This is a genomic window from Vibrio sp. T9, from assembly GCF_003123985.1.
Lineage (GTDB): Bacteria > Pseudomonadota > Gammaproteobacteria > Enterobacterales > Vibrionaceae > Vibrio > Vibrio diabolicus.
In genome coordinates this window covers 514,621-539,888 of the sequence record NZ_NIGY01000001.1, presented here as the reverse complement: position 1 = coordinate 539,888, position 25,268 = coordinate 514,621, and the positions used below count along the sequence as shown (strand labels likewise).

Below are 25,268 nucleotides of genomic sequence, written 5' to 3'. Positions count from 1 at the left end.
GAAGGAATAAAAATGAAAACAGCAGGAAGAAAGAAGATAGCGATTGTGGGAACCGGAATTTCTGGCCTTACGTGTGGTTACTATCTACATAAAGAGCACGATGTCACCGTATTTGAAGCTAACGATTACATTGGCGGGCACACCGCGACGGTGGATGTAAAACTCGATGGTAAAGAATATGCGATTGATACGGGCTTTATCGTTTACAACGATCGCACTTATCCTAATTTCATCAAAATGATGAACGAGATTGGTGTCGATGGATTGCCAACCCAGATGAGCTTCAGTGTAAGAAACGACGGCAATGGTTTGGAATATAACGGTCACACCGTGTCGACATTATTTGCTCAAAAGCGTAATTGGGTAAATCCTAAGTTCTATCGTTTTATCTTCGAGATCCTTCGTTTCAACAAACTTGCCAAAAGCGTCGCTAGCAAACAATCGAGTCATTCTCAGACGCTAGGTGAGTTTCTTGATGAGCACAACTTCAGTACTTTCTTTTCAGATAACTACATTTTGCCGATGGGCGCTGCAATTTGGTCTTCGACTTTAGCGGACATGCGCGCATTTCCGCTGATGTTTTTCCTTCGCTTTTTCTTAAATCACGGATTGCTTGATGTCACTAACAGGCCGCAATGGTATGTAGTTAAAGGTGGCTCTCGTGAGTACATTCCACCTTTGACTCAAGGTTTTATCGATAAAATTCGACTCAATAGTCCGGTAGAAAAAGTGCTCCGTAGTGAGAATGGTGTGGGTTTAAAAGTTAACGGTGAAATGCACTGGTTTGATGATGTCATCTTTGCTTGTCACAGTGATCAAGCGATGAACATGTTAGGTGACATTAGCCCAGTCGAGCAAGAGGTGCTGGGTAATATGGCTTATCAAGCGAATGAAGTCGTGCTTCACACTGATACGAGTTTACTTCCAAAGCGTAAAGCGGCGTGGGCTTCGTGGAACTACCTACTGGAGGGCAGTGAAGACGAACAGCAACGTCTCCCTTCGCTCACTTACAACATGAATATTCTCCAACATGTTCAATCTGAGCACACATTCTGTGTCACGCTAAATAGCACTGAGCAGATCGAACCGAGCAAAGTATTACGGACGTTTACCTATCACCATCCAGTGTTCTCCACCGACTCTATCGCTGCACAGCAACGTAAAGAAGAGGTGCAAGGGTTGAACAATACTTGGTTCTGCGGCGCTTACTGGTACAACGGTTTCCATGAGGATGGCGTTCGCAGCGCGTTGGACGTAGTGAGAGGGCTTGAAGAGAAATATCGCGTTCAAACTGCTGTCAACTTGGAAAAAGGTGCAGCGTGATATGGATAGCCAAATGAACAGCCAGTTGTTTGTTGGCAACGTTCGACATCGCAGGTTCACGCCGATAAAACATGAATTGAACTACTCATTGTTTATGCCAGCTATTGACGTCGATGAGCTAAAAAAACTAGAGGAAAAAGTTTGGGGATTTGGCTCTCGTTGGTGGCATTGGGCACGCTTTAAACGCAGTGACTATGTTGGTGAGGGCTGTTTAAAGGTGGCCGTACACGACAAAATTGAAGAGTTAACAGGTGTTCGTTGTACCGGTAAAGTCATCGCTGTTTGTCATTTGCGCTATTTAGGACTTTATTTTAGTCCGGTGAATTTCTACTACGTTTATAACAAAGAAGGGGAATGGAAATACCTCTTAGCTGAAGTCAGCAATACACCTTGGAACGAGCGTCATTACTACGCAGTCGCTGCTGAGCAAAACGATGAAAACTTTGGATGGGAACAAGAGAAAGCCTTTCATGTTTCTCCGTTTAATCCAATTGACCAACAGTATCACTGGAAGATTAAACCACTGACGGACAAGTTAAGGATTCATCTTGAATGCCACAAAAGCGAAAAGCACTTTGATGCGACGATGACAATGAAAGCTCAAGTGTTTTCGAGCAAAAGCTTATTGAAGTGTTTGATCGTTACGCCAATACAGACGGTAAAAGTAATGGTTGGTATTTATTGGCACGCATTAAAACTTTGGGTGAAAGGCGCGCCTTTTTATTCTCATCCTAAATATTCAACACACGACGAAATAGAAGCCGACACTAAAAAAACAGACAAAAAAAATAAAAAGCACAAGGAGAATTCTGCATGTTAAATACCAGTTCTATGACATTGCCGCGCAAATTGACGACAACACAAAAGGCGGCTCGCGGAGTTATTTTTCAATGTCTGCAAAAAATGGAAATCGGCTGCTTAACTGTTATTGAAAGCTTTAAGACGGAAACGAAAGAAAGAAGCGAGCGCTTTAATGCGCCCAACGGTGAATACAGAGGTCAGCCTGTTGTGGCGACGATTGAGGTAAAGCATCCTGGCTTTTACTCGCGAATCTTGCAAGGTGGCAGCATTGCGGCGGGTGAGGCTTATATGGATGGTTGGTGGGACAGCCCGGATCTAACCTCGTTAATGAAACTTATGGCTCTCAATATGCGCGCGCTAGATAAACTTGAAGAGAAAGGAAGTTGGCTGACTAAAATACTGTACAAGTTCAGTCATTGGACCAACCGCAATTCTCAAGAGAACTCTCGTAAAAACATTCATGCGCATTACGACTTGGGCAACAATTTGTACGAGTCATTTTTAGACGACAACATGCTGTACTCATCGGCCTTATATGCGCAACACAACGACACTTTGGAACAAGCGCAAATCAACAAAATGGATCGTTTGTGCCAGCAGCTTGATCTTCAACCATCCGATCGAGTGATTGAGATCGGTACAGGGTGGGGGGCTATGGCCATTTACATGGCAGAGCAATATGGTTGTCATGTAACGACAACGACGATTTCTGAAGAGCAGCATGCTTACGCTGAACAAAAAATTAGAGAGCGAAATTTGGGTGACAAGATCACTCTATTAAAACAAGACTATCGAGACCTTTCGGGTCACTACGATAAGCTAGTCTCGATAGAAATGATCGAAGCGGTTGGAAAACAATTTTTGCCTTCCTACATCAAGCAATGCCAATCATTACTCAAGCCGGGTGGTTTAATGGCAATTCAAGCCATCACTATCGCTGACCAGCGTTATGATTACTACAGTAACAACGTTGACTTTATCCAGAAATACATCTTTCCAGGTGGTTTTTTACCTTCGGTTACATCTTTAACTCAAGCTGCGACCAAAAACAGTGACTTGGTGGTGAGAGACTTATTTGATATTGGCTTGGACTATGCGAAAACCTTGAGCGAGTGGCACTCTAGATTTAATCAAGCTGAAGAGCACGTACGCTCTCTCGGTTATGACGACCGCTTTGTCCGCATGTGGCGCTATTACCTGAGCTATTGTGAAGGCGGCTTTTTAGCTCGAAGTATCAGTGCCGTTCACATGACATTCCAGCGACCTTAAACCGTTATGAAGTTGCTGATTGCCTCTACATGGTTCCAGCTCTGTTGGTTCTCTGCAGTGCTTGGGACCTATCAATGGCAGTGGTTAACACTGATCTTAACATTTATTACTCTTGTCTATTGTTGGAGGACGGACGCTTCTGCCTTGAAGCACATCGCGAGTATCGTTTTGGCGGGTGTAGTGCTCGATACGCTCAATCAACAGTTTTCTGTTTTTGTCTTTCCAACAAAATGGTTACCCATTTGGTTGTTGTGCCTTTGGGTTCTGTTCTCTTGGTATGCCTATCAGCTCAAGCCTGTTTTGTACCGTTTCCCAAAAATCTACGTATCAATTGTAGGTGGCGTTGGAGGAACCGTCAGTTACTACGCCGGTTACAAGCTCCAAGTCGTTGAATATGGATTTAATACCAGCGTTACGTTGGTCATTCTATTTGCTGAATGGTTTGCCATGACGCTTTTGATACTCAAGGTATACGGATATGAAAAGCTTGAAGAGAGATTTAACCCAGAGGCTGATTAAGGTAGTTGCTTCTCTAGTAGTTATGGGCTCCTTTGCTCTACAAGCTCAGCCAGTTGGAAACAGTGAAAACGCAGATAAGATGTCGAGTTGGGAGGGGTGGAAAACTGTCGGTGAGGCACAACTCACATGGTTCATCTTCGATATATATCAGTCTCGACTAAAAGCACCCGATGGAAAGTTCATTGTAAATGGCGATGTATCACCACACCCTCTGGCATTGGAAATTAACTATCAAAGAGACATCAGCAAGCAGCAGTTGCTTGATGTAACTGATGAGCAATGGGCAAAACTTGGTTTTACTGAATCATATCGAAAAAGTTGGATCAGTGAACTAAACCGTATGTTCCCTGATATAAAAAAAGGGGATGAGCTTACTTACTTAACCGATGGTAAAACTGGTCAGCTTCTTTACCGACAAGCTGGCATTGCACAAATCAAGACAGTCGGCTTTGTTCAAGATGAGCGAATGAACGATGCGTTTTTGTCTATATGGTTGTCACCTAATACAGAGTTCCCGAAACTTCGAAAACAATTAATAGGGCAGGTTAGATAGTGCTTAAACGAATTTTAAAATCAGTCGCCTTGGCCGCTGCGGCCTTACTTTCAGCATGCTCAGCAGATATCGATAATTATCAATCTTCTACACCGACTTTTGATTTATTCGGCTATTTTGAGGGCGATACAAAGGCGTGGGGGATGGTCCAAGATTACACTGAACAACAAACTCGTCGTTTTGAAGTCGACATAGTGGGTACTGTGGAAGGTAACACGTTGACGCTGGTGGAAGACTTTGTGTTTGATGATGGAGAGGTTGACCAGCGAATTTGGGTTATTACCAAATTAGAAGATGGACGCTATGAAGGTAAAGCAGAGGATATTATTGGTGTAGCAACAGGGGCTGAGCAAGGCAATGCGTTGCAGTGGCGGTATGACTTTGAGTTGCAAATGGATGACTCAACAGTAACGGTCGCTTTTGATGATTGGCTTTATCGTCAGGACGAGAAGCATGTTTTCAACCTCACCAAAATTAAAAAGTTTGGTATAGAGGTCGGGACAATAACCTTATTCTTCCAAAAACAGCCATAATAGTTGAAGGATTTATCCTCTTGCATTACTACCAAATAACCGAAATTATTTCTTCCTAACTAAAAAGGTTGACGCTTTCACGTCAACCTTTTCAATTGCAGATCATCAAGGTGTGATTACAGCTTATCTGTCAGCTCAACCGCTTGACCAATGTAGTTCGCTGGCGTCATCTCTTTCAGACGTGCTTTCTCGTGCTCAGGGAGCTCAAGACCGTCGATGAAGTTGCGCATTGCTTCGCCGTCTACACGCTTACCACGAGTTAGCTCTTTTAGCTTCTCATATGGCTTCTCGATGCCGTAACGACGCATAACTGTTTGTACTGGCTCTGCTAGTACTTCCCAGTTTTTATCTAGTTCAGCAAGAAGCGCTTCACGGTTTACTTCTAGCTTGCTGATGCCTTTAAGCGTAGAAGTGTAAGCGATAATAGCGTAGCCAACACCAACACCAAGGTTACGTAGAACCGTTGAGTCAGTTAGGTCACGTTGCCAACGAGAGATAGGCAGCTTTTGTGCTAGGTGGCCGAATACTGCGTTCGCAAGACCTAGGTTACCTTCAGAGTTTTCAAAGTCGATTGGGTTAACTTTGTGCGGCATTGTTGAAGAACCGATCTCACCAGCAATGGTTTTTTGCTTAAAGTGGCCTAATGCAATGTAACCCCAAACGTCACGATCGAAGTCAATCAGGATAGTGTTGAAACGAGCGATAGCGTCGAACAGCTCAGCGATGTAATCATGCGGCTCGATTTGTGTTGTGTAAGGGTTCCAAGTTACGCCTAGAGACTCTGTAATGAATTCTTCAGAGAACTTGTGCCAATCTAGCTCAGGGTAAGCAGAAAGGTGTGCGTTGTAGTTACCTACTGCACCGTTGATTTTCGCTAGGATCTCAACGTTTTCGATTTGCTTGAATTGACGCTCCATACGGTACGCCACGTTTGCCATTTCTTTACCCATTGTAGATGGAGAAGCAGGCTGGCCGTGTGTACGAGATAGAAGAGGAATGTCGCGGTATTCAACTGCGAGTGCTTTGATAGCGTCAATTAGGTTACGGATTTCTGGAAGAATCACTTGCTCACGTGCTTCTTTTAGCATTAACGCATGAGAGGTGTTATTGATGTCTTCAGAAGTACATGCAAAGTGGAAGAACTCATTAACAGCGTGCAGTTCAGGAACGTCTGCTACTTTCTCTTTTAAGAAGTACTCAACCGCTTTAACGTCGTGGTTAGTTGTACGCTCGATTTCTTTAATACGGCGTGCATCTTCTTCAGAGAAGTTAGCAGCAAGGTCGTCTAGGAATTGGTTAGCTTCTGCGCTGAATGCTGGCACTTCTGCAATTTCAGCAGTAGCAGCTAGCTTCTGTAGCCAACGAATTTCTACGATAGTACGGTATTTTAGTAGACCGTACTCGCTGAAAATTTCGCGTAACGCAATCGTCTTACTTCCGTAACGGCCGTCTACTGGTGAAACAGCAGTCAATGCTGACAGTTCCATGATGTTCTCCTGAATTGGGTTTCTAAATTTCGTGAGCGTTATACCAATAACTGTGGCAATTGTCACGAATATTGCGCAAACGTTTGCGCGGGATTTGTTTTATTCGAAAAAAAAGTAGCTCGCGATAAACGCGAGCTAGCAGAGTATTCTACATTCTGGCTAACAGGATTTGAGCCTGTTCGACCATTTTCTTTCGGCCAAAAATTAGATGACGACGTTTACCGCCTACTTGGCGCCACAGAACAGCACTACGAATACCAGATAGCAGTAGAGCACGGACTTTGTGTTGGCTTGCCGTTTGTTGCAGTACAGAAGGCGTGCCTGTTACTTGAATGCGTGGTCCAATAGGGCTAACAACATCCAAGTAGATGCTTGCTAAATTGCTGATCATTTGATCATCTAGCAGCTCAAAATGCTCTGACTGACGTTTGGCCATTTGGATACGGTCACCAAGCTGGGACATGGCATCGTTGCGAGCGCTTAACTTACGCTCTAGCGCCATTAAGCTAATGATGTAACGAGTGATCTCACTGCCTGATGGGGTGCTATCAATCCCTTTAACCAGACACTCCAGACCGAGCTTTAGATCGGCTTCGCGACCGAATACGCCAACGGTGTTAGCAGGGTTTGTGTTCAAAATAGCGTTGATTGATGTTTCAAAAGCATCTTGATCACAATGCCCGTTTCTCGCAACTTGTTGAACCAAAGCGACAGCTTGGCAAATACCAGCGAAAGCGATAGTACGGTCATAAAGTGTATTCGCCACGTAACGACTCCTAAGCTTGAGAATATTTAATGCGTTGCTCGATGATGCCGCCACCTAGACATACGTCATCTTTATAAAACACTGCTGATTGACCCGGCGTCACTGCAATTTGTGGTTCATCAAAGATCACTTTAATGTTTTCATCATCGATCGGGATGATTGTACAAGGAATATCTTCCTGACGGTAACGAGTTTTCACTGTGCACTTCATAACATCGCGAATTGGCTCACGATCTACCCAGTGAAGTTGTGACGCAAGTAGACCTTCTGATTTTAGCATCGGGTGGTCTTTACCTTGGACTGCGATTAGCACGTTACGCTCTAGGTCTTTTTCACCAACAAACCACGGCTCTTCGTTACCACCGCCGCCTTTACGGCCACCGATGTGTAGACCTTTACGCTGACCTAGTGTGTGGTACATCAAACCTTGGTGTTGACCGATCACTTCGCCTTCCGGCGTTTCGATATTACCAGGCTGAGCAGGAAGGTAACGGCCTAGAAAGTCGGTAAATTTACGCTCACCGATGAAACAAATACCTGTCGAGTCTTTCTTCTTCGCTGTTACTAAACCTTGCTCTTCCGCAATACGGCGTACTTCAGGCTTCTCTAAATCACCAACAGGGAAGAGGCTACGGCCAATTTGTTCGTGGCTTAGTGTATATAGAAAGTAGCTCTGGTCTTTGTTGCCATCTAGGCCACGCAACATCGCTGGTTTCTCACCGTTATCCGGGAAAGAGCGACGTACGTAGTGACCCATTGCAATGTAGTCAGCATCAAGCACTTCATCAGCGAATTCTAGGAACGCTTTGAACTTGATTTCTTTGTTACAAAGAATGTCAGGGTTCGGTGTACGACCCGCTTTGTATTCAGCAAGGAAGTACTCAAATACGTTATCCCAGTATTCGGCAGCAAAGTTGATGGTGTGTAGATGAATGCCTAGCTTGTCACATACTGCCTGAGCATCAGCAAGATCTTCTGCTGCTGTACAATATTCTTCGTTGTCATCTTCTTCCCAGTTCTTCATGAACAGGCCTTCTACTTGGTAGCCTTGTTGCTTGAGAAGATACGCAGAAACAGATGAATCAACGCCGCCGGACATACCGACGATGACTTTCTTTTGGCTGTTATCAGACATTACTAAACACCACTTAAATAAACGGGATGCAGATTCTATCAGAATCCACAGACCGGTGACAGATCCGAGATCGAAATCACAATTCGTTTCGCTGCATTTTTCTTCAACAGAAATTCGAACGGGCAATTTCGCAAGTATAGAAGAGGTATATATGGCATAGTTGGCAAAAATCCAAGAGGAAAGTCCAAATGACCGAAGAAAACCAGTTTATGCAAGAAGCCGAGTTGATTGAAATTGTTGAAAACCAACTTGAGGACGGCAATCCATTAAAAGTTAAAGAGACGCTAATGCGCTTAATGATGACAGGGACACCTAGAGAAGAAGCGGTTGCAATGATGGCATGTGCCATGTCGATTGAAATTTTCGATGTGATGAAAAATGAAGGTGAGTTCAACCTAAAGCGTTACTGCGAGCACCTTGAGCAACTGCCAGATCTAAGTTTTATGGAAGGTGAATAAGGAGTCTAGAAGAAAAAAGTGGCTAGCAAACGTTTGCTATAATTGCTTTTATTGCCGCTTTATTATTAGCGGTATAGAATCCGTTCTCCTTTTCATCCCCTTACTCAGACTGACAATATGAAATTTCCTGGACAACGCAAATCGAAGCACTATTTTCCTGTTCATGCTCGTGACCCGCTGGTGAGCCAAGCACAAGAAAGCAAGAAGATGACGCGCACTCACATCATTGGTATTGACCAAACTTTGGTTGATATTGAAGCTAAAGTTACAACGGATGTGATTGAAAAGTACGGTCTGAGTAAAGGTCACTCTTTGGTTATTGATGACGAAAGAGCAGAAGAGTTGTACCAGCAACTTAAAGAAGAGAACTTAATTACCAATGAGTATGCGGGTGGCACAATTGGTAACACGCTACACAACTACTCTGTGCTAGCAGATGATCGCTCTACGCTGCTTGGAGTGATGAGCCAGGATATCAAAATTGGCAGCTATGGCTACCGTTACCTTTGCAATACATCAAGCCGCATGGACTTGAACTATCTACAAGGTGTTGATGGCGCTATCGGTCGTTGTTTCGCTCTTATCACTGAAGATGGTGAACGTACTTTTGCGATCAGTGAAGGGCAAATGAACCAACTGCATCCTGATAGCATTCCAGAAAAAATCTTTAAAAATGCATCGGCGCTTGTACTAACGTCATATTTAGTACGTTGTAAAGAAGGCGACCCAATGCCTGAAGCAACAATGAAAGCGATTGAGTACGCGAAAAAGAATGATGTACCTGTTGTTCTGACTCTTGGGACGAAGTTCGTTATTCAAGATGACCCGAAATATTGGCAAGAATTCATTCGAGATAACGTTTCAGTCGTTGCGATGAATGAAGATGAAGCAGAAGCTCTGACGGGTGAGTCAGACCCACTTGCTGCATCTGATAAAACACTGGAGTGGGCAGATCTAGTATTGTGCACCGCGGGGCCTGTAGGCCTATTTATGGCGGGTTATACGGAAGATAGCGCGAAGCGCGAAACTTCTTTGCCATTACTTCCGGGGTCAATCGCTGAATTTAATCGCTATGAATTTAGTCGTCCGGCGAAAAAAGATACATGTGAAACACCAATAAAAGTGTACTCACATATCTCGCCATATATGGGTGGTCCAGAAAAAATCAAGAATACCAATGGTGCAGGTGATGCTGCGTTATCTGCTGTTCTTCATGATATGGCGGCAAACAAATACCATAAAGAAAATGTGCCTAATTCAAGCAAGCACAGTAACGAATATTTAACTTACTCTTCTTTTTCTCAAGTATGTAAATACGCAAACCGCGCGAGCTACGAAGTTCTCGTGCAACATTCTCCACGTTTGTCACGTGGGCTTCCTGAGCGAGAAGATAGCCTAGAAGAAGCATACTGGGAACGTTAATACACAGTAGTTTAATTAACCATTCTATAACTAAAGTAAAAGGCGCATTAAAAAATGCGCCTTTTTTATTTGTAATGAACCAAATAAAAAAGGCTCCCATTGGGAGCCTTTTAAAAATAGCGCGGATTTAGATCAGGAAATCATCCAGAGATTTACCTGCATCAAGTTGCTCTTGAATTGCAGAAGGTGTACGACCTTGGCCTGTCCAAGTCTTCTCATTACCGTTTGAGTCTGTGTATTTGTATTTAGCTGGACGAGGTGCACGCTTCGCTTTGCCTTTCGTCTTAGTTTCGCCAGATAGCGCAGTAATAAGCGCTTCTACGTCAATACCGTCTTGAGCAATTTTCTCTGCGATCTCTGCTAGCTTAGCTTCTTGCTCAGCTTGTGCTGCACGTTCTGCTTCTTCTGCTTCACGACGCTCTTCTACAACAGTAGTTAGTTTATCTAGAGCTTCTTCCAATTGTTCTAGAGTCAGCTCACGAGAAAATGCACGAAGGCTACGGATATTTAGAAGGGTTTTAGTCAGCTCTGACATAACGATTCCTATTAAAAGGTTAATGTGTTGGGCACTTTTTATCGTTACGATTAAATAATGCCAATCTATAAATAAACAAAGAGTCCTTATATTTAACTTTATCTTTTCCTTATGTGCAAATACTAAATCAAGATTTTGTTTAAATTTAGCTATTTTTTTAAAGCAATAAATATTATTACACTCGAAATAAATCTTATTAGATGAGAATTGAAATCAACACTCGTTATTGTATAGAGATAGAGCCAGCTTGGTTTTTATAAAAAAAGTTGAGTTATTACTTAAAAATATGAAGCGTCCATCTTTGATGGAGTGTCATATATCCTTAATTTATTGATACAAGATAAACCATGATATTTTTAAGGTAGTAATAATGTTTCATAAATAACAAAATTGATGTGATTTCAGTTGCACAAAACTAACTTGAAGTAGACAAGGTTTATAAATTATCTCAGTCATTATTTATTTGTTTAATTTAGTTTGATGTGTTGCATTGACTCTCATCATAAGTACAATGGCTGCTACCTGATGCAATATTGCAGACAATTTGTTGTTAATTTGTACAGTTAGTGGTTAATTGTTTGTTGTTGCCGTAGAGGCGCGGTCTCGAAGAGTAGCTATTATTGGGGTGATGCCAATGAATAATAGTGGAAGGCGAAGATTGCCGAAGTAAGTAACTCATCAAAGTTACTTGCTGGGGTTGTATCTGAAAGGAACAACACTGCCATAGTATATATTCACATTAAACTATGGAGCGCTACTGTAGGGTTGGGTGGAGTGTTCGCTTCCCTGTCGCTAAGTTCAACATGAGCACGTATCGTATGCTACGTGACTTGTCTGCAGTAGATCTCTAGCCAAACTTTGGTTTTTGAAGATCATGAATTTAATAGATTTTTCTAGTTCTCCTGTTTCATTATTGCCACCTATTGTCGCTTTGACTTTGGCGATTCTGACTCGACGTGTATTAGTTTCCTTAGGTGTAGGTATCGTGCTGGGTGCGGTTCTACTTAATAGCTGGTCTATCGGTGATACCGTTAGTTACGTGAGTTCTCAAGTTTCTTCTGTCTTTATTGAAGATGGCGGAATTAACACTTGGAACATGAGCATTGTTGGTTTCCTAATCTTATTAGGTATGACAACTGCATTATTAACGCTATCTGGTGGTACTCGTGCATTTGCCGAATGGGCACAATCTCGAGTGAAGAGTAAACGCGGCTCCAAACTTCTTGCTGCCTTTTTAGGCGTATTCATTTTTGTCGACGATTACTTTAACAGTCTTGCTGTTGGTGCCATTTCTCGTCCAGTAACCGATCGTTTTTATGTGTCTCGCGCGAAGCTTGCATACATTCTAGACTCAACTGCTGCACCAATGTGTGTGATCATGCCTGCTTCTAGCTGGGGTGCTTACATTATTACGATTATCGGCGGTATCTTAGTCTCACATGGGATCACTGAGTATTCGGCTCTTGGCGCGTATGTTCGTCTTATTCCAATGAACTTCTACGCAGTTTTTGCACTGCTTATGGTGTTTGCTGTGGCGTGGTTTGGCCTCGATATCGGTAAGATGCGTGAGCATGAAATCTCTGCATCTCAAGGCCGCGGCTTTGATAAAGACAAAGAAAACGACTCGCAAGAAGCGCATGATCTAAACGAAGAGCTAGATATCCGTGAAAGCGAAAAGGGTAAAGTGTCAGACTTGGTACTTCCTATCGTGACGCTGATTATTGCGACTATCGCTTCTATGCTTTACACGGGTGGCCAAGCATTGGCTGCTGACGGCAAAGAGTTTGCGCTTCTAGGTGCGTTTGAAAATACAGATGTAGGTACATCACTAATCTACGGTAGCTTGCTTGGCTTAGCTGTCGCATTATTTACTGTTGTGAAGCAAGGTCTTCCAATGGGTGAAATTGCACGCACACTATGGATTGGTGCTAAGTCTATGTTTGGCGCGATTCTAATCCTAGTATTTGCCTGGACTATCGGTTCGGTTATCGGTGATATGAAGACGGGTTCTTACCTTTCTACAATGGCTCAGGGCAATATCAATCCACATTGGCTACCGGTTATCCTATTCTTGTTGTCTGGTCTAATGGCATTTTCAACAGGTACTTCTTGGGGTACGTTCGGCATTATGCTTCCAATCGCGGGTGATATGGCTGGTGCAACCGATCTTGCGCTAATGCTCCCAATGCTAAGTGCAGTTTTAGCCGGTGCCGTTTTTGGTGACCATTGTTCACCTATCTCCGATACCACTATTCTGTCGTCGACTGGTGCACGTTGTAATCATATTGATCATGTATCGACCCAGTTGCCTTATGCATTGTCCGTGGCGCTAGTTTCCTGTGTTGGCTTCATTACTTTGGGGATGACTGCGTCAATTGCATTCTCATTCATCGCTGCATCAATCACATTTATTATTGTATGTGGAGCACTTTCTTGGTTGTCGAAGTCTAAAATGGCATCGTGCCAAAATGTCTAGTACAGCTCAGTATTTTTAATAAAGAGGAAGCTCCGCTAAATTTAGCGGAGCTTTTTTTTAACGCGATTTAGGTGAGGGGGGCAATCGCGTTTTTGGGGATAATCGTTTCGTGTTAAAAGCGAGCTATTTGTGTTCTGAGCACTCCTTTCTGTGCTGTGATAGAAAATCTATCAACCGACTTCTTCTTAGCTCTAAGCAAAGACTATGCCTAGTTTAAGTTGTTGATTTTAAAGGCGGTAATATCAAGAGGTTTATGATGAGGGGCTAAGTAAATGATATATGATGAGTTGTCTGTTACACAGTGTCACGTTACACCTGTACAGCAACTAAACATTTAAGTTGTATTTCTTTATTAGACGATAAAGCGTTGTTCTTGAAATACCAAGATGACGTGCAGCCGCACTCATATTGTGCTTATTTTCTTCGATAGCTTGCAGTAGGTAGTCGAGATCAATTTGGTCCACTGAAGGGAGTAATTGCCTTTCATTATTATCAAGGCCCAAGTCAGCGACGAGAAGCGTGTGATCTTCACACATGACAATCGCTCGTTGAATTACATTTCGCAGTTCTCTTACGTTACCTGGCCAACGATGCTTGAGGAGCTTGGCTTTCACTTTATCCGACATTTTTTGTACCTGACCATGAGACAAATCTGTCAAGAAGTGTTCTGATAACATAAGGATATCTTTCCCACGCTTTCTCAGTGGAGGAATAGTTAATGGCAAGATATTAAGCCGATAGAATAAATCTTCACGGAATCCACCTTGTACAACCTCATTTTTCAAATCCACGTGGCTCGCAGCAATGACTCTACAGTCGACGTCAATGAATTTATCAGCGCCGACTTTATGGATTTGCTTACTCTCTAAAAAGTGCAGAAGGTGGATTTGTAGATCCGGCGGCATATCACCAATCTCATCTAGGAATAGGGTACCTTTATGCGCTTTTTGAATAAAACCGATACGATCTGAAATCGCTCCTGTAAATGCTCCTTTTTCGTGACCGAAAAGTTCGGACGCAATAAGACCACTTGGAATTGCGCCGCAGTTAACTTCAACAAAAGGTGCCGAGTGTCTGTTCGACAACTGATGAATAAGACGAGCACAGAGACCTTTGCCCACCCCTGTTTCACCCTGAATGAGTACTTCAGCATCACATTGAGCGTACTTTTGGATTGCCGTGCGAAGTTCTTGGATACATGCACTATTGCCGATTAATGGGTATAGTGTTGTATCGCTGAAATCCACAGCTTGTTTGTTACTACCGTTACGCAGTTTCATGGTTAATCACTATTTTTTGCCCCACTAAAATAATAGTTTTGAATGAGTCGTCTCAAACGTGAGTGGATGTCTCTTTATTGAGAATGATGTCAATTACTAAGGGCGGTGAGATCTAAATAGTTGTTTTGATGAAAATTCATACTATTCTTCTTTTTCTTTAAGAATAGGGTTGAATAGAAACCTAATTTCTACCCTGATACTCAACTGAAATTAAATTTAAATCCTTTAAAATCAAATAATTATAAAAAATAGTTAGAAAATGCTAAATTCAGTATTGAAAAATATAGAATCCTTGGTTAGTGTGGTTACTAACGAAGCAACTCAATAGAGCCTTAAATAAGTATGCGTAATTTTGCAATGAACATTCATCACCATCATCACCCAATCTAGTCTTTCGGGCGATGTACGCATACCCGGGAGGCAGGAAACTCCCGGAGGTGAAATCAAAGTAAAAGCAGATTTTAAACCCTCGGGAGACTCCAATCTCTCGAGGGTTTTTTAGTTTTATTAATTCAAAAATTACTTAGATATCAAAATCTTGCACAGGGAAAAAGCAATGCAAACACAACGCTTAAGAATCGCAATTCAGAAAAAAGGTCGCCTTAGCAAAGAGAGCCAAGCTCTGCTAAAACAGTGCGGCGTAAAATTTAATGTAATGGGTGAGCGTTTAGTGGTTCACTCGGAGAACATGCCAATTGATTTGCTTTTGGTTCGTGACGATGACATCCCTGGCTTGATCATGGATGGCGTGGTTGACCTTGGTTTCATCGGAGAAAACGAACTAGAAGAAGTTCGTCTTGATCGCAAAGCTTTGGGTGAGCCATGTGAGTTTGTTCAACTTCGTCGACTGGATTTTGGCGGTTGTCGCTTGTCTATCGCTATCGACAAGGATGAAGAGTACAACGGTCCACAAGACTTAGCTGGTAAGCGTATTGCCACAACTTACCCTCAACTCCTAAAAGCTTACATGGATGAAGCAGGTGTTCCATTCTCCACATGTATGCTAACTGGCTCTGTAGAAGTTGCACCTCGCGCAGGTCTAGCTGACGCTATTGCTGATTTGGTATCTACTGGCGCAACGTTAGAAGCGAATGGCTTAAAAGAAGCGGAAGTGATCTTTAAATCTAAAGCGACGCTGATTCAACGTATCGGTGAGTTTGATGCAGACAAAACAGCACTGATTGAAAAACTACTGACTCGCATGCAAGGCGTACAACAAGCGAAAGAGTCTAAGTACATCATGCTTCACGCACCAGCTGAAAAGCTCGATCAAATCAAAGCACTACTTCCTGGTGCTGAGGATCCTACGGTTCTTCCTCTTTCTGCAGATAAGCAGAAAATGGCTGTTCACTTAGTGAGTTCTGAAAACCTGTTCTGGGAAACCATGGAACAGCTAAAAGAGTTAGGCGCTAGCTCAATCCTAGTGCTACCAATTGAAAAAATGATGGAGTAAACATCATGAGAACAGTCGTTTGGCAATCTTTAAGTGAAGAGCAGCAAGATTCGATCTTAGAACGTCCTGCTATTGCAGAAGGTGCAAATATCACTGCAGCAGTGTCTGAGGTTATCGCTAAAGTTAGAAATGAAGGCGACTCTGCTCTCAACGAGCTGACAGAAAAGTTTGATCGCGTCAAACCTGAGTCCATTCGTGTTTCTTCTCAGGAAATTAAAGCCGCTTCAGAGCGCTTGTCTGAATCAATGAAAAACGCATTAGAGCAAGCTTATGCCAATATTTCTAAATTCCACAAAGCGCAAAAGCCACAGCCAATTAAAGTCGAAACTCAACCGGGTGTGCTTTGTGAACAGGTAACACGTCCAATTCAAAAAGTGGGTTTGTACATTCCTGGTGGTAGCGCGCCATTGCCATCGACGGTTTTGATGCTTGGCGTGCCTGCGAAAATTGCTGGCTGTCGTAAAGTTGTGCTTTGCTCTCCGCCTCCAATCGCTGACGAGATCCTTTACGTAGCAAAATTGTGTGGCATTGATGACGTGTACAACGTCGGTGGTGGTCAAGCTGTTGCTGCAATGGCATATGGTACAGAGACCGTATCAAAAGTTGATAAGATTTTTGGCCCGGGTAACGCTTATGTGACGGAAGCAAAGCGCCAGGTGAGCAATGATTTCCGTGGCGCAGCGATTGATATGCCAGCGGGTCCTTCGGAAGTTCTTGTGATTGCGGATGAAACAGCGGACCCAGATTTTATTGCGGCGGACCTCCTAAGCCAGGCAGAGCATGGACCTGACTCTCAAGTTGTACTTGTGACGCCATCAGCCATTATTGCAGATCAGGTGACAGATGCCGTTCGTCGTCAATTGAAAGAGTTGTCTCGTTCAGAGATTGCAGAAAAAGCGCTCGCATCGAGTTTAATCATTATTGCTGAATCGATCACCCAAGCGATCTCTATTTCTAATTATTATGGCCCTGAGCACTTAATTGTTCAGACTAAGAACCCTCGCGAGCTTCTTCCTCTATTAGATAACGCAGGTTCGATCTTCCTTGGTGATTGGTCGCCTGAATCTGCAGGTGATTACGCATCGGGCACTAACCACGTTCTTCCTACTTACGGTTACACACGGACATATTCAAGCTTAGGTTTGGCTGATTTTTCTAAACGAATGACGGTTCAAGAGCTTTCAGCTGACGGTCTTAAAAATCTTGCGCCAACGGTTGTCACCATGGCTGAAGCAGAAGGTCTGGACGCCCACAAACGTGCTGTTACTATCCGTGTAGAAAAATTAGCAAGTAAGTAAGAATAAGAGAGTAAAGAGATGGAAAAGCTAGCGCGTAAACAAGTCCAACAACTAACACCTTATCTTTCGGCTCGCCGAATTGGTGGTACAGGTGACGTATGGCTGAACGCCAACGAATCGCCATTCAACAATGAATACAAAACAGACTTTGCTCGTCTTAATCGTTACAGCGAATGCCAGCCGAAAGAACTGATTTCTGCTTACGCCGCGTATGCTGGAGTGAAGCCAGAACAAACGCTGACTTCTCGCGGTGCAGATGAAGGTATTGAGTTATTGATTCGTGCTTTCTGTGAACCGGGTGAAGACGCGATTTTATACTGCCCACCGACTTACGGTATGTACGCCATCAGTGCAGAAACCATCGGTGTAGAGCGCAAAACGGTGCCGCTAATGTCAGATTGGCAACTAGACCTTGCAGGCATCGAAGCGAATCTAGATAACGTAAAACTGGTTTTCGTATGCTCGCCAAACAACCCAACGGGTAACTTAGTTAAGCGTGACGATATTGTCTCTCTGCTTGAGATGACAAAAGACCGCGCAATCGTGGTCATGGACGAAGCGTACATCGATTTTTGTCCAGAAGCGTCAACAGTAGATTTATTGGCAGAATATCCAAATCTAGCGATTCTGCGTACTCTGTCGAAAGCTTTCGCGCTTGCTGGTCTTCGTTGTGGATTTACGCTAGCAAACGAAGAACTGATTAACGTCCTTCTTAAAGTGATCGCACCATATCCAGTACCGGTGCCAGTTGCAGAAATTGCTACTCAAGCGCTCTCAGAAGCAGGATTAGCGCGAGCGAAGTTCCAAGTTCTCGATTTGAACGCGAACCGAGCTTACTTACAAGTTGGTTTGTCGATGATTCCGGGTCTGGAGGTTTTTGAAGGGTGGGGTAACTACTTATTGGTGAAATTCCCAGATGGCGATGCTCTTTTCAAAGCCGCTTGGGATACGGGCATTATCCTGCGTAACTCGCCAATTGAGAACTGCGTGCGTATCAGTGTTGGTAACCGCGACGAGTGTGAAAAGACACTGGGTTTCATTAGAAACTACTATTCATAAATAGAATTCTCAACGTTCTCGGTTTATGCCGAGAACGAAACAAGATTAGTAATAAGGAAGTTCGAGTGAGCAAGCAACAAAAAATCCTATTTATCGACCGAGATGGCACGCTGATTGTTGAGCCACCGATTGATTTCCAAGTTGACCGCTTGGATAAGTTAAAACTAGAGCCATTTGTTATCCCAAGCCTGTTGTCGTTGCAGGATGCTGGATACCGTCTAGTGATGGTCACTAACCAAGATGGTTTGGGTACTGACAGCTACCCACAAGCTGATTTTGATGCACCGCACAACATGATGATGGAGATCTTCGAGTCTCAAGGTGTGAAGTTCGATGACGTGTTGATTTGTCCTCACTTTGAAGAAGATAACTGCTCTTGCCGTAAGCCTAAGCTAGGCATGGTGAAAGAGTTCCTTCAAGGTGGCAAAGTTGATTTTAAAAACTCTGTTGTGATTGGCGATCGTCAAACCGATCTTCAACTTGCAGAAAACATGGCAATTCGTGGTATTCAATACAACCCAGAAACCATGGGGTGGAAACAGATCTTGAAAGATCTAACGGTGAAGGCACGCGTTGCTGAAGTTATTCGTACCACGAAAGAAACGGACATCAAAGTTGCGGTTAATCTTGATGAGCAAGGCGGTAACGATATCTCAACGGGTCTTGGTTTCTTCGACCACATGTTGGATCAAATTGCGACGCACGGTGGATTCCAGATGGTGTGCAAAGTAGAAGGTGATCTACACATTGATGATCACCACACGGTCGAAGATACCGCTCTTGCGTTGGGTCAAGCATTGAAAGAAGCACTGGGTGACAAACGTGGTATTGGTCGCTTTGGCTTTAGCCTGCCAATGGATGAGTGCTTGGCACAATGTGCACTAGATCTATCTGGTCGTCCTTACCTTAAGTTCGACGCGCAGTTTAGTCGTGAGCAAGTGGGGGACCTTTCAACAGAGATGGTGGTTCACTTCTTCCGTTCTTTAACTGACACACTAGCGTGTACACTGCACCTTTCTTCTGCGGGCAACAATGATCACCACATCATTGAGAGCCTATTTAAAGCGTTTGGTCGTACTCTGCGCCAAGCAATCAAAGTAGAAGGCACTGAGCTACCGAGTAGTAAAGGCGTACTTTAAGGCTAACGTTAGCAAGGAGAAAAACAGTGACAGAACAGAAAGTTGTCATTATCGATACTGGCTGTGCCAACGTTTCTTCGGTGAAGTTCGCCATTGAACGCCTAGGCTATGACGTAACTATTTCAAAAGATCCGCAAGTTGTATTGTCGGCAGATAAGTTATTCCTACCGGGAGTGGGAACCGCCAGCGAAGCGATGAAAAACCTAGAAGAGCGTGACCTTATCAGCTTGGTAAAACAGGTAGAAAAGCCGCTATTAGGTATCTGTTTAGGCATGCAGCTGTTGGGCAAAGTGTCTCAAGAAAAAGGCCAGAAAGCCGACGAGTTAGTTGAGTGTCTTGGACTTTGCGATGGCGAAGTGAAGCTGCTACAAACTGGCGACTTACCGCTGCCGCATATGGGTTGGAATACCGTTTCTGCAAAAGCAGGCAATCCGTTGTTCAAAGGCATTGAAGAGGGTGAGTACTTCTATTTTGTGCACAGCTTTGCGATGCCAGTTGGAGACTACACCATTGCTGAATGTGATTACGGAAATCCATTCACTGCTGCGGTTCAAAGCGGTAACTATTATGGTGTGCAATTCCACCCAGAGCGTTCTTCAAAAGCGGGCGCGAAGCTTATTCAAAACTTCTTAGAATTATAAAAGGGATTTAGTGTGATTATTCCAGCTCTTGATTTAATTGAAGGACAGGTGGTTCGCCTTTATCAAGGTGATTACGGCCAAGTAACCGAGTACAAAGTCGACCCAGCAGAGCAGTTCAACTTGTACCACCAAGCAGGTGCCAACTGGCTGCACTTGGTGGATTTAACTGGCGCGAAAGACACGACAGCACGTCAACTTGATTTGATTGCAAAGCTACTAGCAAGCACGCCAGCGAACATCCAAATCGGTGGCGGAGTGCGTACAGAGCAAGACGTGATTGATCTGTTAGAAGCCGGTGCTCAACGTGTTGTGGTTGGTTCTACAGCAGTAAAACAACCGGAGCTTGTGAAAGGTTGGATGGAAAAATACGGCGCAGAGAAAATCGTTCTCGCTCTAGACATCAACATCGATCAAGACGGTACACGTAAAGTGGCGATCTCTGGTTGGCAAGAAGATTCAGGCGTGACTATCGAAGCTTTGGTCAACGATTATCTGACGGTAGGCCTACAGCATGTGCTTTGCACGGACATTTCTCGTGACGGTACGCTAGAAGGTTCAAACGTTGAGCTTTACGTCGACTTATGTAAACAGTACCCGCAAGTGCAGTTCCAATCTTCAGGTGGCATCGGTTCATTAGCGGATATCGAAGCACTAAAAGGCAGCGGTGTTGCTGGCGTGATTGTTGGTCGTGCATTGTTAGATGGTAAGTTCACAGCAGAGGAGGCGTTTGCATGTTGGCAAAGCGAATAATTCCATGTCTTGATGTTCGTGATGGACAAGTGGTGAAGGGCGTCCAGTTTCGCAACCATGAAATTATTGGCGACATCGTTCCTCTGGCGCAGCGTTATGCTGAAGAAGGCGCAGACGAGCTTGTGTTCTACGATATTACCGCTTCAAGTGATGGTCGTGTCGTCGATAAAAGTTGGGTCGCTCGCGTTGCAGAAGTGATTGATATCCCGTTCTGTGTGGCTGGTGGCATTAAATCAGCAGAAGACGCGGCGCGCATTCTTGAGTTTGGTGCAGATAAGGTATCTATTAACTCTCCTGCCTTGGCGAACCCTCAGTTGATTACTGACCTTGCTGATAAGTTTGGTGTGCAATGTATCGTCGTTGGTATCGATTCATACTACGACAAAGAGACAGGTAAGTATCAGGTTTACCAGTTTACTGGTGATGAAGAACGCACCAAAGCGACCCAATGGGAAACCCGTGATTGGGTGCAAGAAGTACAAAAACGCGGCGCCGGTGAAATCGTACTTAACATGATGAACCAAGATGGTGTGCGTAATGGCTACGACATCGAACAACTGAATATGGTGCGCGAAGTATGTAATGTACCGCTGATTGCATCGGGTGGCGCGGGTGCTATGGAGCACTTCGCTGAAGCCTACCAAAAAGCCAATGTGGATGGAGCGCTTGCTGCATCGGTATTCCACAAACAAGTCATCAACATTGGTGAACTAAAGCAGTATTTGAAACAACAAGGCATTGAGGTACGACTATGAGTGTAAAAACCGCCGAAGTAAGTTCGCTAGCTGAGCGAATCAACTGGGAAAAGGTGGATGGTCTGGTACCTGCCATAGTACAAGATTTCCAATCAAGCCAAGTGCTGATGATGGGTTACATGAACCAAGATGCGTTGGCAAAAACGGGCGAAACGGGTCAAGTGACGTTTTTCTCTCGTACCAAGCAGCGTCTTTGGACGAAAGGTGAAACCTCTGGCAACGTATTGCAACTAGTGAACATGCAGCTAGATTGCGACAACGATACGCTACTGGTTAAGGTGAATCCCATTGGTCCTACGTGCCACTTGGGTAATACAACTTGCTGGGATGTGGACCCTCAAGAGGAGTCACAAATGGTGTGGCTTCATCAACTTGAGCAGCTACTGGCTGCCCGCAAGAGTGCCGACCCAGATTCCTCTTATACTGCCAGTCTTTATGCCCGTGGCACCAAGCGTATTTCGCAAAAAGTGGGCGAAGAAGGCGTTGAAGTCGCGCTTGCGGCGACGTCGGGCGATAAGGCGGAGTTAGTGTGTGAATCAGCAGACTTGATTTACCACTTAATGGTATTGCTTCAAGACCAAGGCTTATCGATGAATGACGTAGTGAACAAGTTGAAAGAGCGTCATAAGTAAACTTGCTTATAGATAAGTGAAAGCCCCTATGCTCTCAAGTCTAGGGGCTTTTTTTAATTTAGTGTTCTTGATTCGGGGGTAAAAACCGGCAACAGTGCTGGTGGCGATTAGATTCTGAATCACGCTCGTCCCTCGCTGTTCAGAATGACGGTATATTTTCTAATGGTATTTGAAGTCGCGTTATCTATTTCAAACGAAAGTACATATTCACGTTATTCCGACGAGCTTAGGTGAGATCAGGAATCTCATTAAAGTGAGCTCAATAAGCTAAGCGTGGATGCCTTTACCCACAACACTTCTTAAACTTCTTACCGCTTCCGCAGATACACGGATCGTTACGACCTAGCTTTAGGCTATTCACTGGCTGGCTCAAGCGTGGATCCTGTTCTGGTTCTTCTTCTGGCTCTTCTTCAGGAAATGTGCCGTCAATGTAGTACCAAAGCCCATTTTCTTTTACGAAGCGAGAACGTTCTGTCATACAGTAGCGTTTGCCGTCTTCATCAAAATAAGCGCTAAACTCGACAAAGCCTTCATTGTCATTACTGCCAGCTTCTGTTTTTAATACTTCAAGCTTGCACCAATCGCTGTCGATAGATTGGGCAATGCCTTCTCGTTGTTCTTCTGCATTACAGCTTGGGTGGTACGTGTTTACCACGTAATCTACTAGACCTAACACATGCGCACTGTAACGAGAGCGCATTAACTGCTCCGGAGTGGTAACGTCAGCATGGTTATTGTGGGCAATTTCACAACACTGTTGGTAGGTGCGGTTAGAGCCGCAAGGACAAGAAGAAGCCATAAAATGAAATCTCGATTAATTAAGCGGTAAAAACAAACAACCTCACAATAGCGAGGCTGGAGGTGAGGCATTATAGCGGTTTAGGGCGTTTGAGACAGCAGTTCTTGAGCCCACTCGGTAGATTGATTAAAAGCGTCTGCTAATTGAGGCTCGGTTAATTTAAGAACGGTGCAATACCGCTCAGCTAATTCCCAGTCTGCTTGTTCGTAGGCGATCGTCATTGAAAGTAAGTGGCCAAGTACGCCTTTTCGACTGGTTAATGCGAGTTTTATATCTTCGTCAACGGGGATATCTTCAATGACATCCGAGAGCGGTTGATCGAGCAAAGATCCGAGTAAAGAAAACATGCCTGTTAAAAAAGCTTGTCCAGGATCGTACCTAGTGCTCATTTGACTAAGTAACAGTTCACACATTCTTGCACGCTGAATCGCCAAGGAGTAAAGAGAATCTGGTTTATCTTCTTGAACGGACGCAATGGCAACTAAGGAAATAAAGCGTCGTAGTCGCTCTTCACCCAGATAAATAAGCGCTTGTCTGAACGACTTAATCTTAGTCGTTAATGTATATCCTGAATTTACGTAAGTAAGCAGCTTGTATGACAGCGTCACATCAATCGAAAACAGACGTTCAACCTCATTGAAGTCGATGGGCTTATCTGCAATCTCTTTACAAAGCTGGATGACGGTAAGAAACGCGGGGTTCAACCGTTTTTTCTGGATCATCTCAGGTTTGCTAAAAAAATACCCTTGAAAATAGTTAAAGCCGGCTTCTAAAGCTTGCTCAAACTCTTCGTAGGTCTCTACTTTTTCCGCAAGAAAGTCGATTTTAAATGGGCTTAATGCCTGAATAAAAATAGCGGCTTTCTTGATCGGTACGAGTCGAATGTCAAACTTGATCATGGAAACATATGGAAGAAAACGTTTCCAAGCCTTCGTCGGTACAAAATCATCTAAAGCAATTTTGTATCCGCACTCATGCAGGTGCTTGATGGCTTCTAGCAGCTCCTCTGTCGGCTCACAATCTTCAAGGACTTCAATGACGAGAGACTCTTTGGGAAACAGAGTTGGGACCAGATTCACCAAGCTTTGATGCGGAAAGTTAACAAAGCCAAGTTTGTTCCCTAATGTGTTGTAATGCGTCGACAAAAAATGATCGGATAGCAGTCGACTAGTAGCCAGCTCTGGTTCTACTTCAGGGAAGGTATTTTTAGGACCGTCTCGAAAGAGAAGTTCGTAACCTATGGTTCGTTTTTCTCTATCCAGAATCGGTTGGCGAGCTACGTAAGAATACTTCAATTAGGTACTTCGTTCTGTTTAACTTAGTATTATGATAATAGCGATTTTTTACAAAATATCTACGACTTGAGCGTGAATCTTCTACACGCTCTACATGCTTAACGCAAATTCTGTATGAATGGTCTCGTTTGTAGGTCAAAGCCATCAGAATTTACTTGTAAAACTGAGCCTTGCGTATACCAATCCCCTAAAACTATCCGGGTCTTTTTAACGCCATCGACGTCAAAAAAATGTGTATTCGGGCGATGAGTGTGACCATGAATCATTAAGTTGACGCAATTCTGAGACATCACTTTCTCGACTTCATTTTGATTGACGTCCATGATGTCTAAAGGCTTGCTCATTTTATCATCACGAATATCGGATTGAACTTTTGAGACAATTTTCTTCTTAATAAACCAAGGAATGTGATTAAACAGCCATTGCAACCAAGGTTGATGAACAGTCTTACGGAATTTTTGATAATCAATATCGTCAGTACACAGGGTGTCACCGTGGAGAATAACCGCTTTAGTACCATAAAGGTCTATGAGGCTAACTTCATCCAGTAATGTAATGCCTGTCTCTTTACAGAAGCGTTTTCCCAATAGGAAGTCGCGATTGCCCTGAATGAAATAAACAGGAACGCCAGTCTTTGTTAGTTGCTGGAACTCTGTACGGATTTGATTGGCAAAAGGAGTTTTGTCATCGTCTCCAACCCAAAACTCGAACAGGTCGCCTAATACATAAAGTGCATCGGCTTTCGTTGCTTCTGTTCGCATGAACGTCACAAAACATTCCGTAATATCCGGACGCGATGGGGTGAGGTGAAGATCGGAAATAAATAATGTTGTCATAGAAATAAGGGGAAGCGATGCCTCCCCATTAACTTATCTCTTAGAAATAATTCT

The 25,268-nt window shown here is 43.7% G+C and carries 25 protein-coding genes, 1 riboswitch and 1 other annotated feature; of the genes, 17 read left to right on the top strand and 8 right to left on the bottom strand.

Annotated features, from left to right (window positions below):
* Positions 1-12: 12 nt before the first annotated feature.
* The 6 genes from CBX98_RS02410 to CBX98_RS02385 are packed head-to-tail and all read left to right on the top strand — an operon-like array spanning position 13 to position 4,998.
* On the top strand, positions 13-1,323 hold the full coding sequence (locus CBX98_RS02410; RefSeq protein WP_109168494.1) for an NAD(P)/FAD-dependent oxidoreductase: 1,311 nt from the start codon (positions 13-15) through the stop codon (positions 1,321-1,323).
* Position 1,324: 1 nt separating this feature from the next.
* Positions 1,325-2,143 (top strand): DUF1365 family protein, encoded by an 819-nt coding sequence (locus CBX98_RS02405; RefSeq protein ID WP_074191109.1) that lies wholly within the window; start codon positions 1,325-1,327, stop codon positions 2,141-2,143.
* Positions 2,137-3,393, top strand: coding sequence for a cyclopropane-fatty-acyl-phospholipid synthase family protein (locus tag CBX98_RS02400; RefSeq protein WP_109168493.1), 1,257 nt, complete (start codon positions 2,137-2,139; stop codon positions 3,391-3,393). The genes CBX98_RS02405 and CBX98_RS02400 overlap by 7 nt, the downstream gene beginning before the upstream one ends.
* 6 nt (positions 3,394-3,399) lie before the next feature.
* Entirely contained in the window at positions 3,400-3,912 is a 513-nt protein-coding gene (locus CBX98_RS02395) for a DUF2878 domain-containing protein (protein ID WP_109168492.1), read from the top strand.
* Entirely contained in the window at positions 3,872-4,465 is a 594-nt protein-coding gene (locus CBX98_RS02390) for a chalcone isomerase family protein (protein WP_046874770.1), read from the top strand. Before CBX98_RS02395 ends, CBX98_RS02390 begins: the two co-directional genes overlap by 41 nt.
* 11 nt (positions 4,466-4,476) lie before the next feature.
* Complete coding sequence (locus CBX98_RS02385) at positions 4,477-4,998, top strand: DUF3833 domain-containing protein (RefSeq protein ID WP_104975083.1); 522 nt, start codon at positions 4,477-4,479, stop codon at positions 4,996-4,998.
* A 116-nt stretch (positions 4,999-5,114) separates the two neighbouring features.
* Here the strand turns inward: CBX98_RS02385 and purB are convergent, their stop codons facing one another.
* The 3 genes from purB to mnmA form a co-directional block, all read right to left on the bottom strand.
* A complete protein-coding gene (gene purB / locus CBX98_RS02380) occupies positions 5,115-6,485 on the bottom strand; it encodes an adenylosuccinate lyase (RefSeq protein ID WP_005390853.1) in 1,371 nt (456 codons plus the stop codon).
* Between the two features lie 148 nt (positions 6,486-6,633).
* On the bottom strand, positions 6,634-7,251 hold the full coding sequence (gene hflD / locus CBX98_RS02375; RefSeq protein ID WP_046874772.1) for a high frequency lysogenization protein HflD: 618 nt from the start codon (positions 7,249-7,251) through the stop codon (positions 6,634-6,636).
* Positions 7,252-7,261: 10 nt separating this feature from the next.
* The gene (mnmA, locus tag CBX98_RS02370) at positions 7,262-8,386 is read right to left on the bottom strand and encodes a tRNA 2-thiouridine(34) synthase MnmA (protein WP_005390857.1); all 1,125 of its coding nucleotides are present in this window, start codon (positions 8,384-8,386) and stop codon (positions 7,262-7,264) included.
* A 188-nt stretch (positions 8,387-8,574) separates the two neighbouring features.
* Here mnmA and CBX98_RS02365 point away from each other — a divergent pair, with 188 nt between their 5' ends.
* A complete protein-coding gene (locus CBX98_RS02365) occupies positions 8,575-8,844 on the top strand; it encodes a hypothetical protein (RefSeq protein WP_005390859.1) in 270 nt (89 codons plus the stop codon).
* A gap of 117 nt (positions 8,845-8,961) precedes the next feature.
* Positions 8,962-10,266 carry an inosine/guanosine kinase gene (locus CBX98_RS02360; RefSeq protein ID WP_005390861.1) on the top strand — a complete coding sequence of 435 codons (1,305 nt, stop codon included), beginning with the start codon at positions 8,962-8,964 and terminating at the stop codon, positions 10,264-10,266.
* A gap of 127 nt (positions 10,267-10,393) precedes the next feature.
* On the opposite strand, the gene CBX98_RS02355 is transcribed toward CBX98_RS02360, so the two are convergent.
* On the bottom strand, positions 10,394-10,801 hold the full coding sequence (locus tag CBX98_RS02355) for an H-NS family nucleoid-associated regulatory protein (protein WP_005390863.1): 408 nt from the start codon (positions 10,799-10,801) through the stop codon (positions 10,394-10,396).
* Positions 10,802-11,383: 582 nt separating this feature from the next.
* Positions 11,384-11,566, top strand: a riboswitch (Lysine riboswitch).
* A gap of 109 nt (positions 11,567-11,675) precedes the next feature.
* Between CBX98_RS02355 and tet(35) the strand changes: the two genes are divergently transcribed.
* Complete coding sequence (gene tet(35) / locus CBX98_RS02350; protein ID WP_005390865.1) at positions 11,676-13,277, top strand: tetracycline efflux Na+/H+ antiporter family transporter Tet(35); 1,602 nt, start codon at positions 11,676-11,678, stop codon at positions 13,275-13,277.
* A gap of 326 nt (positions 13,278-13,603) precedes the next feature.
* Here tet(35) and CBX98_RS02345 read toward each other — a convergent pair whose 3' ends face one another.
* Positions 13,604-14,557: a sigma-54 dependent transcriptional regulator gene (locus CBX98_RS02345; RefSeq protein ID WP_005390867.1), complete on the bottom strand. Its 954-nt coding sequence runs from the start codon at positions 14,555-14,557 to the stop codon at positions 13,604-13,606.
* A 365-nt stretch (positions 14,558-14,922) separates the two neighbouring features.
* Positions 14,923-15,060, top strand: a sequence feature (His leader region).
* A gap of 53 nt (positions 15,061-15,113) precedes the next feature.
* Here CBX98_RS02345 and hisG point away from each other — a divergent pair.
* The 8 genes from hisG (at position 15,114) to hisIE (ending at position 22,284) form a co-directional block, all read left to right on the top strand.
* A complete protein-coding gene (gene hisG, locus CBX98_RS02340) occupies positions 15,114-16,010 on the top strand; it encodes an ATP phosphoribosyltransferase (protein ID WP_005390869.1) in 897 nt (298 codons plus the stop codon).
* Positions 16,011-16,015: 5 nt separating this feature from the next.
* A complete protein-coding gene (gene hisD / locus CBX98_RS02335; RefSeq protein ID WP_109168491.1) occupies positions 16,016-17,308 on the top strand; it encodes a histidinol dehydrogenase in 1,293 nt (430 codons plus the stop codon).
* 18 nt (positions 17,309-17,326) lie between these two features.
* Complete coding sequence (hisC, locus tag CBX98_RS02330) at positions 17,327-18,367, top strand: histidinol-phosphate transaminase (RefSeq protein ID WP_006743044.1); 1,041 nt, start codon at positions 17,327-17,329, stop codon at positions 18,365-18,367.
* A gap of 65 nt (positions 18,368-18,432) precedes the next feature.
* A complete protein-coding gene (gene hisB, locus CBX98_RS02325; RefSeq protein WP_109168490.1) occupies positions 18,433-19,506 on the top strand; it encodes a bifunctional histidinol-phosphatase/imidazoleglycerol-phosphate dehydratase HisB in 1,074 nt (357 codons plus the stop codon).
* Positions 19,507-19,532: 26 nt separating this feature from the next.
* Positions 19,533-20,147, top strand: coding sequence for an imidazole glycerol phosphate synthase subunit HisH (hisH, locus tag CBX98_RS02320; protein ID WP_006743042.1), 615 nt, complete (start codon positions 19,533-19,535; stop codon positions 20,145-20,147).
* Positions 20,148-20,159: 12 nt separating this feature from the next.
* The gene (hisA, locus tag CBX98_RS02315; protein ID WP_009698177.1) at positions 20,160-20,897 is read left to right on the top strand and encodes a 1-(5-phosphoribosyl)-5-[(5-phosphoribosylamino)methylideneamino]imidazole-4-carboxamide isomerase; all 738 of its coding nucleotides are present in this window, start codon (positions 20,160-20,162) and stop codon (positions 20,895-20,897) included.
* Entirely contained in the window at positions 20,879-21,652 is a 774-nt protein-coding gene (gene hisF, locus CBX98_RS02310; RefSeq protein WP_004749837.1) for an imidazole glycerol phosphate synthase subunit HisF, read from the top strand. Before hisA ends, hisF begins: the two co-directional genes overlap by 19 nt.
* Positions 21,649-22,284, top strand: a complete 636-nt coding sequence (gene hisIE, locus CBX98_RS02305) for a bifunctional phosphoribosyl-AMP cyclohydrolase/phosphoribosyl-ATP diphosphatase HisIE (RefSeq protein ID WP_005390893.1) — start codon at positions 21,649-21,651, stop codon at positions 22,282-22,284. Before hisF ends, hisIE begins: the two co-directional genes overlap by 4 nt.
* Before the next feature lie 283 nt (positions 22,285-22,567).
* On the opposite strand, the gene CBX98_RS02300 is transcribed toward hisIE, so the two are convergent.
* From CBX98_RS02300 to lpxH, 3 genes are all read right to left on the bottom strand, one after another.
* Complete coding sequence (locus CBX98_RS02300; RefSeq protein WP_109168489.1) at positions 22,568-23,083, bottom strand: YchJ family protein; 516 nt, start codon at positions 23,081-23,083, stop codon at positions 22,568-22,570.
* Between the two features lie 80 nt (positions 23,084-23,163).
* A complete protein-coding gene (locus tag CBX98_RS02295) occupies positions 23,164-24,378 on the bottom strand; it encodes an EAL domain-containing protein (RefSeq protein WP_109168488.1) in 1,215 nt (404 codons plus the stop codon).
* 98 nt (positions 24,379-24,476) lie between these two features.
* The gene (gene lpxH, locus CBX98_RS02290) at positions 24,477-25,214 is read right to left on the bottom strand and encodes a UDP-2,3-diacylglucosamine diphosphatase (RefSeq protein ID WP_006743038.1); all 738 of its coding nucleotides are present in this window, start codon (positions 25,212-25,214) and stop codon (positions 24,477-24,479) included.
* Between the last annotated feature and the right edge of the window lie 54 nt (positions 25,215-25,268).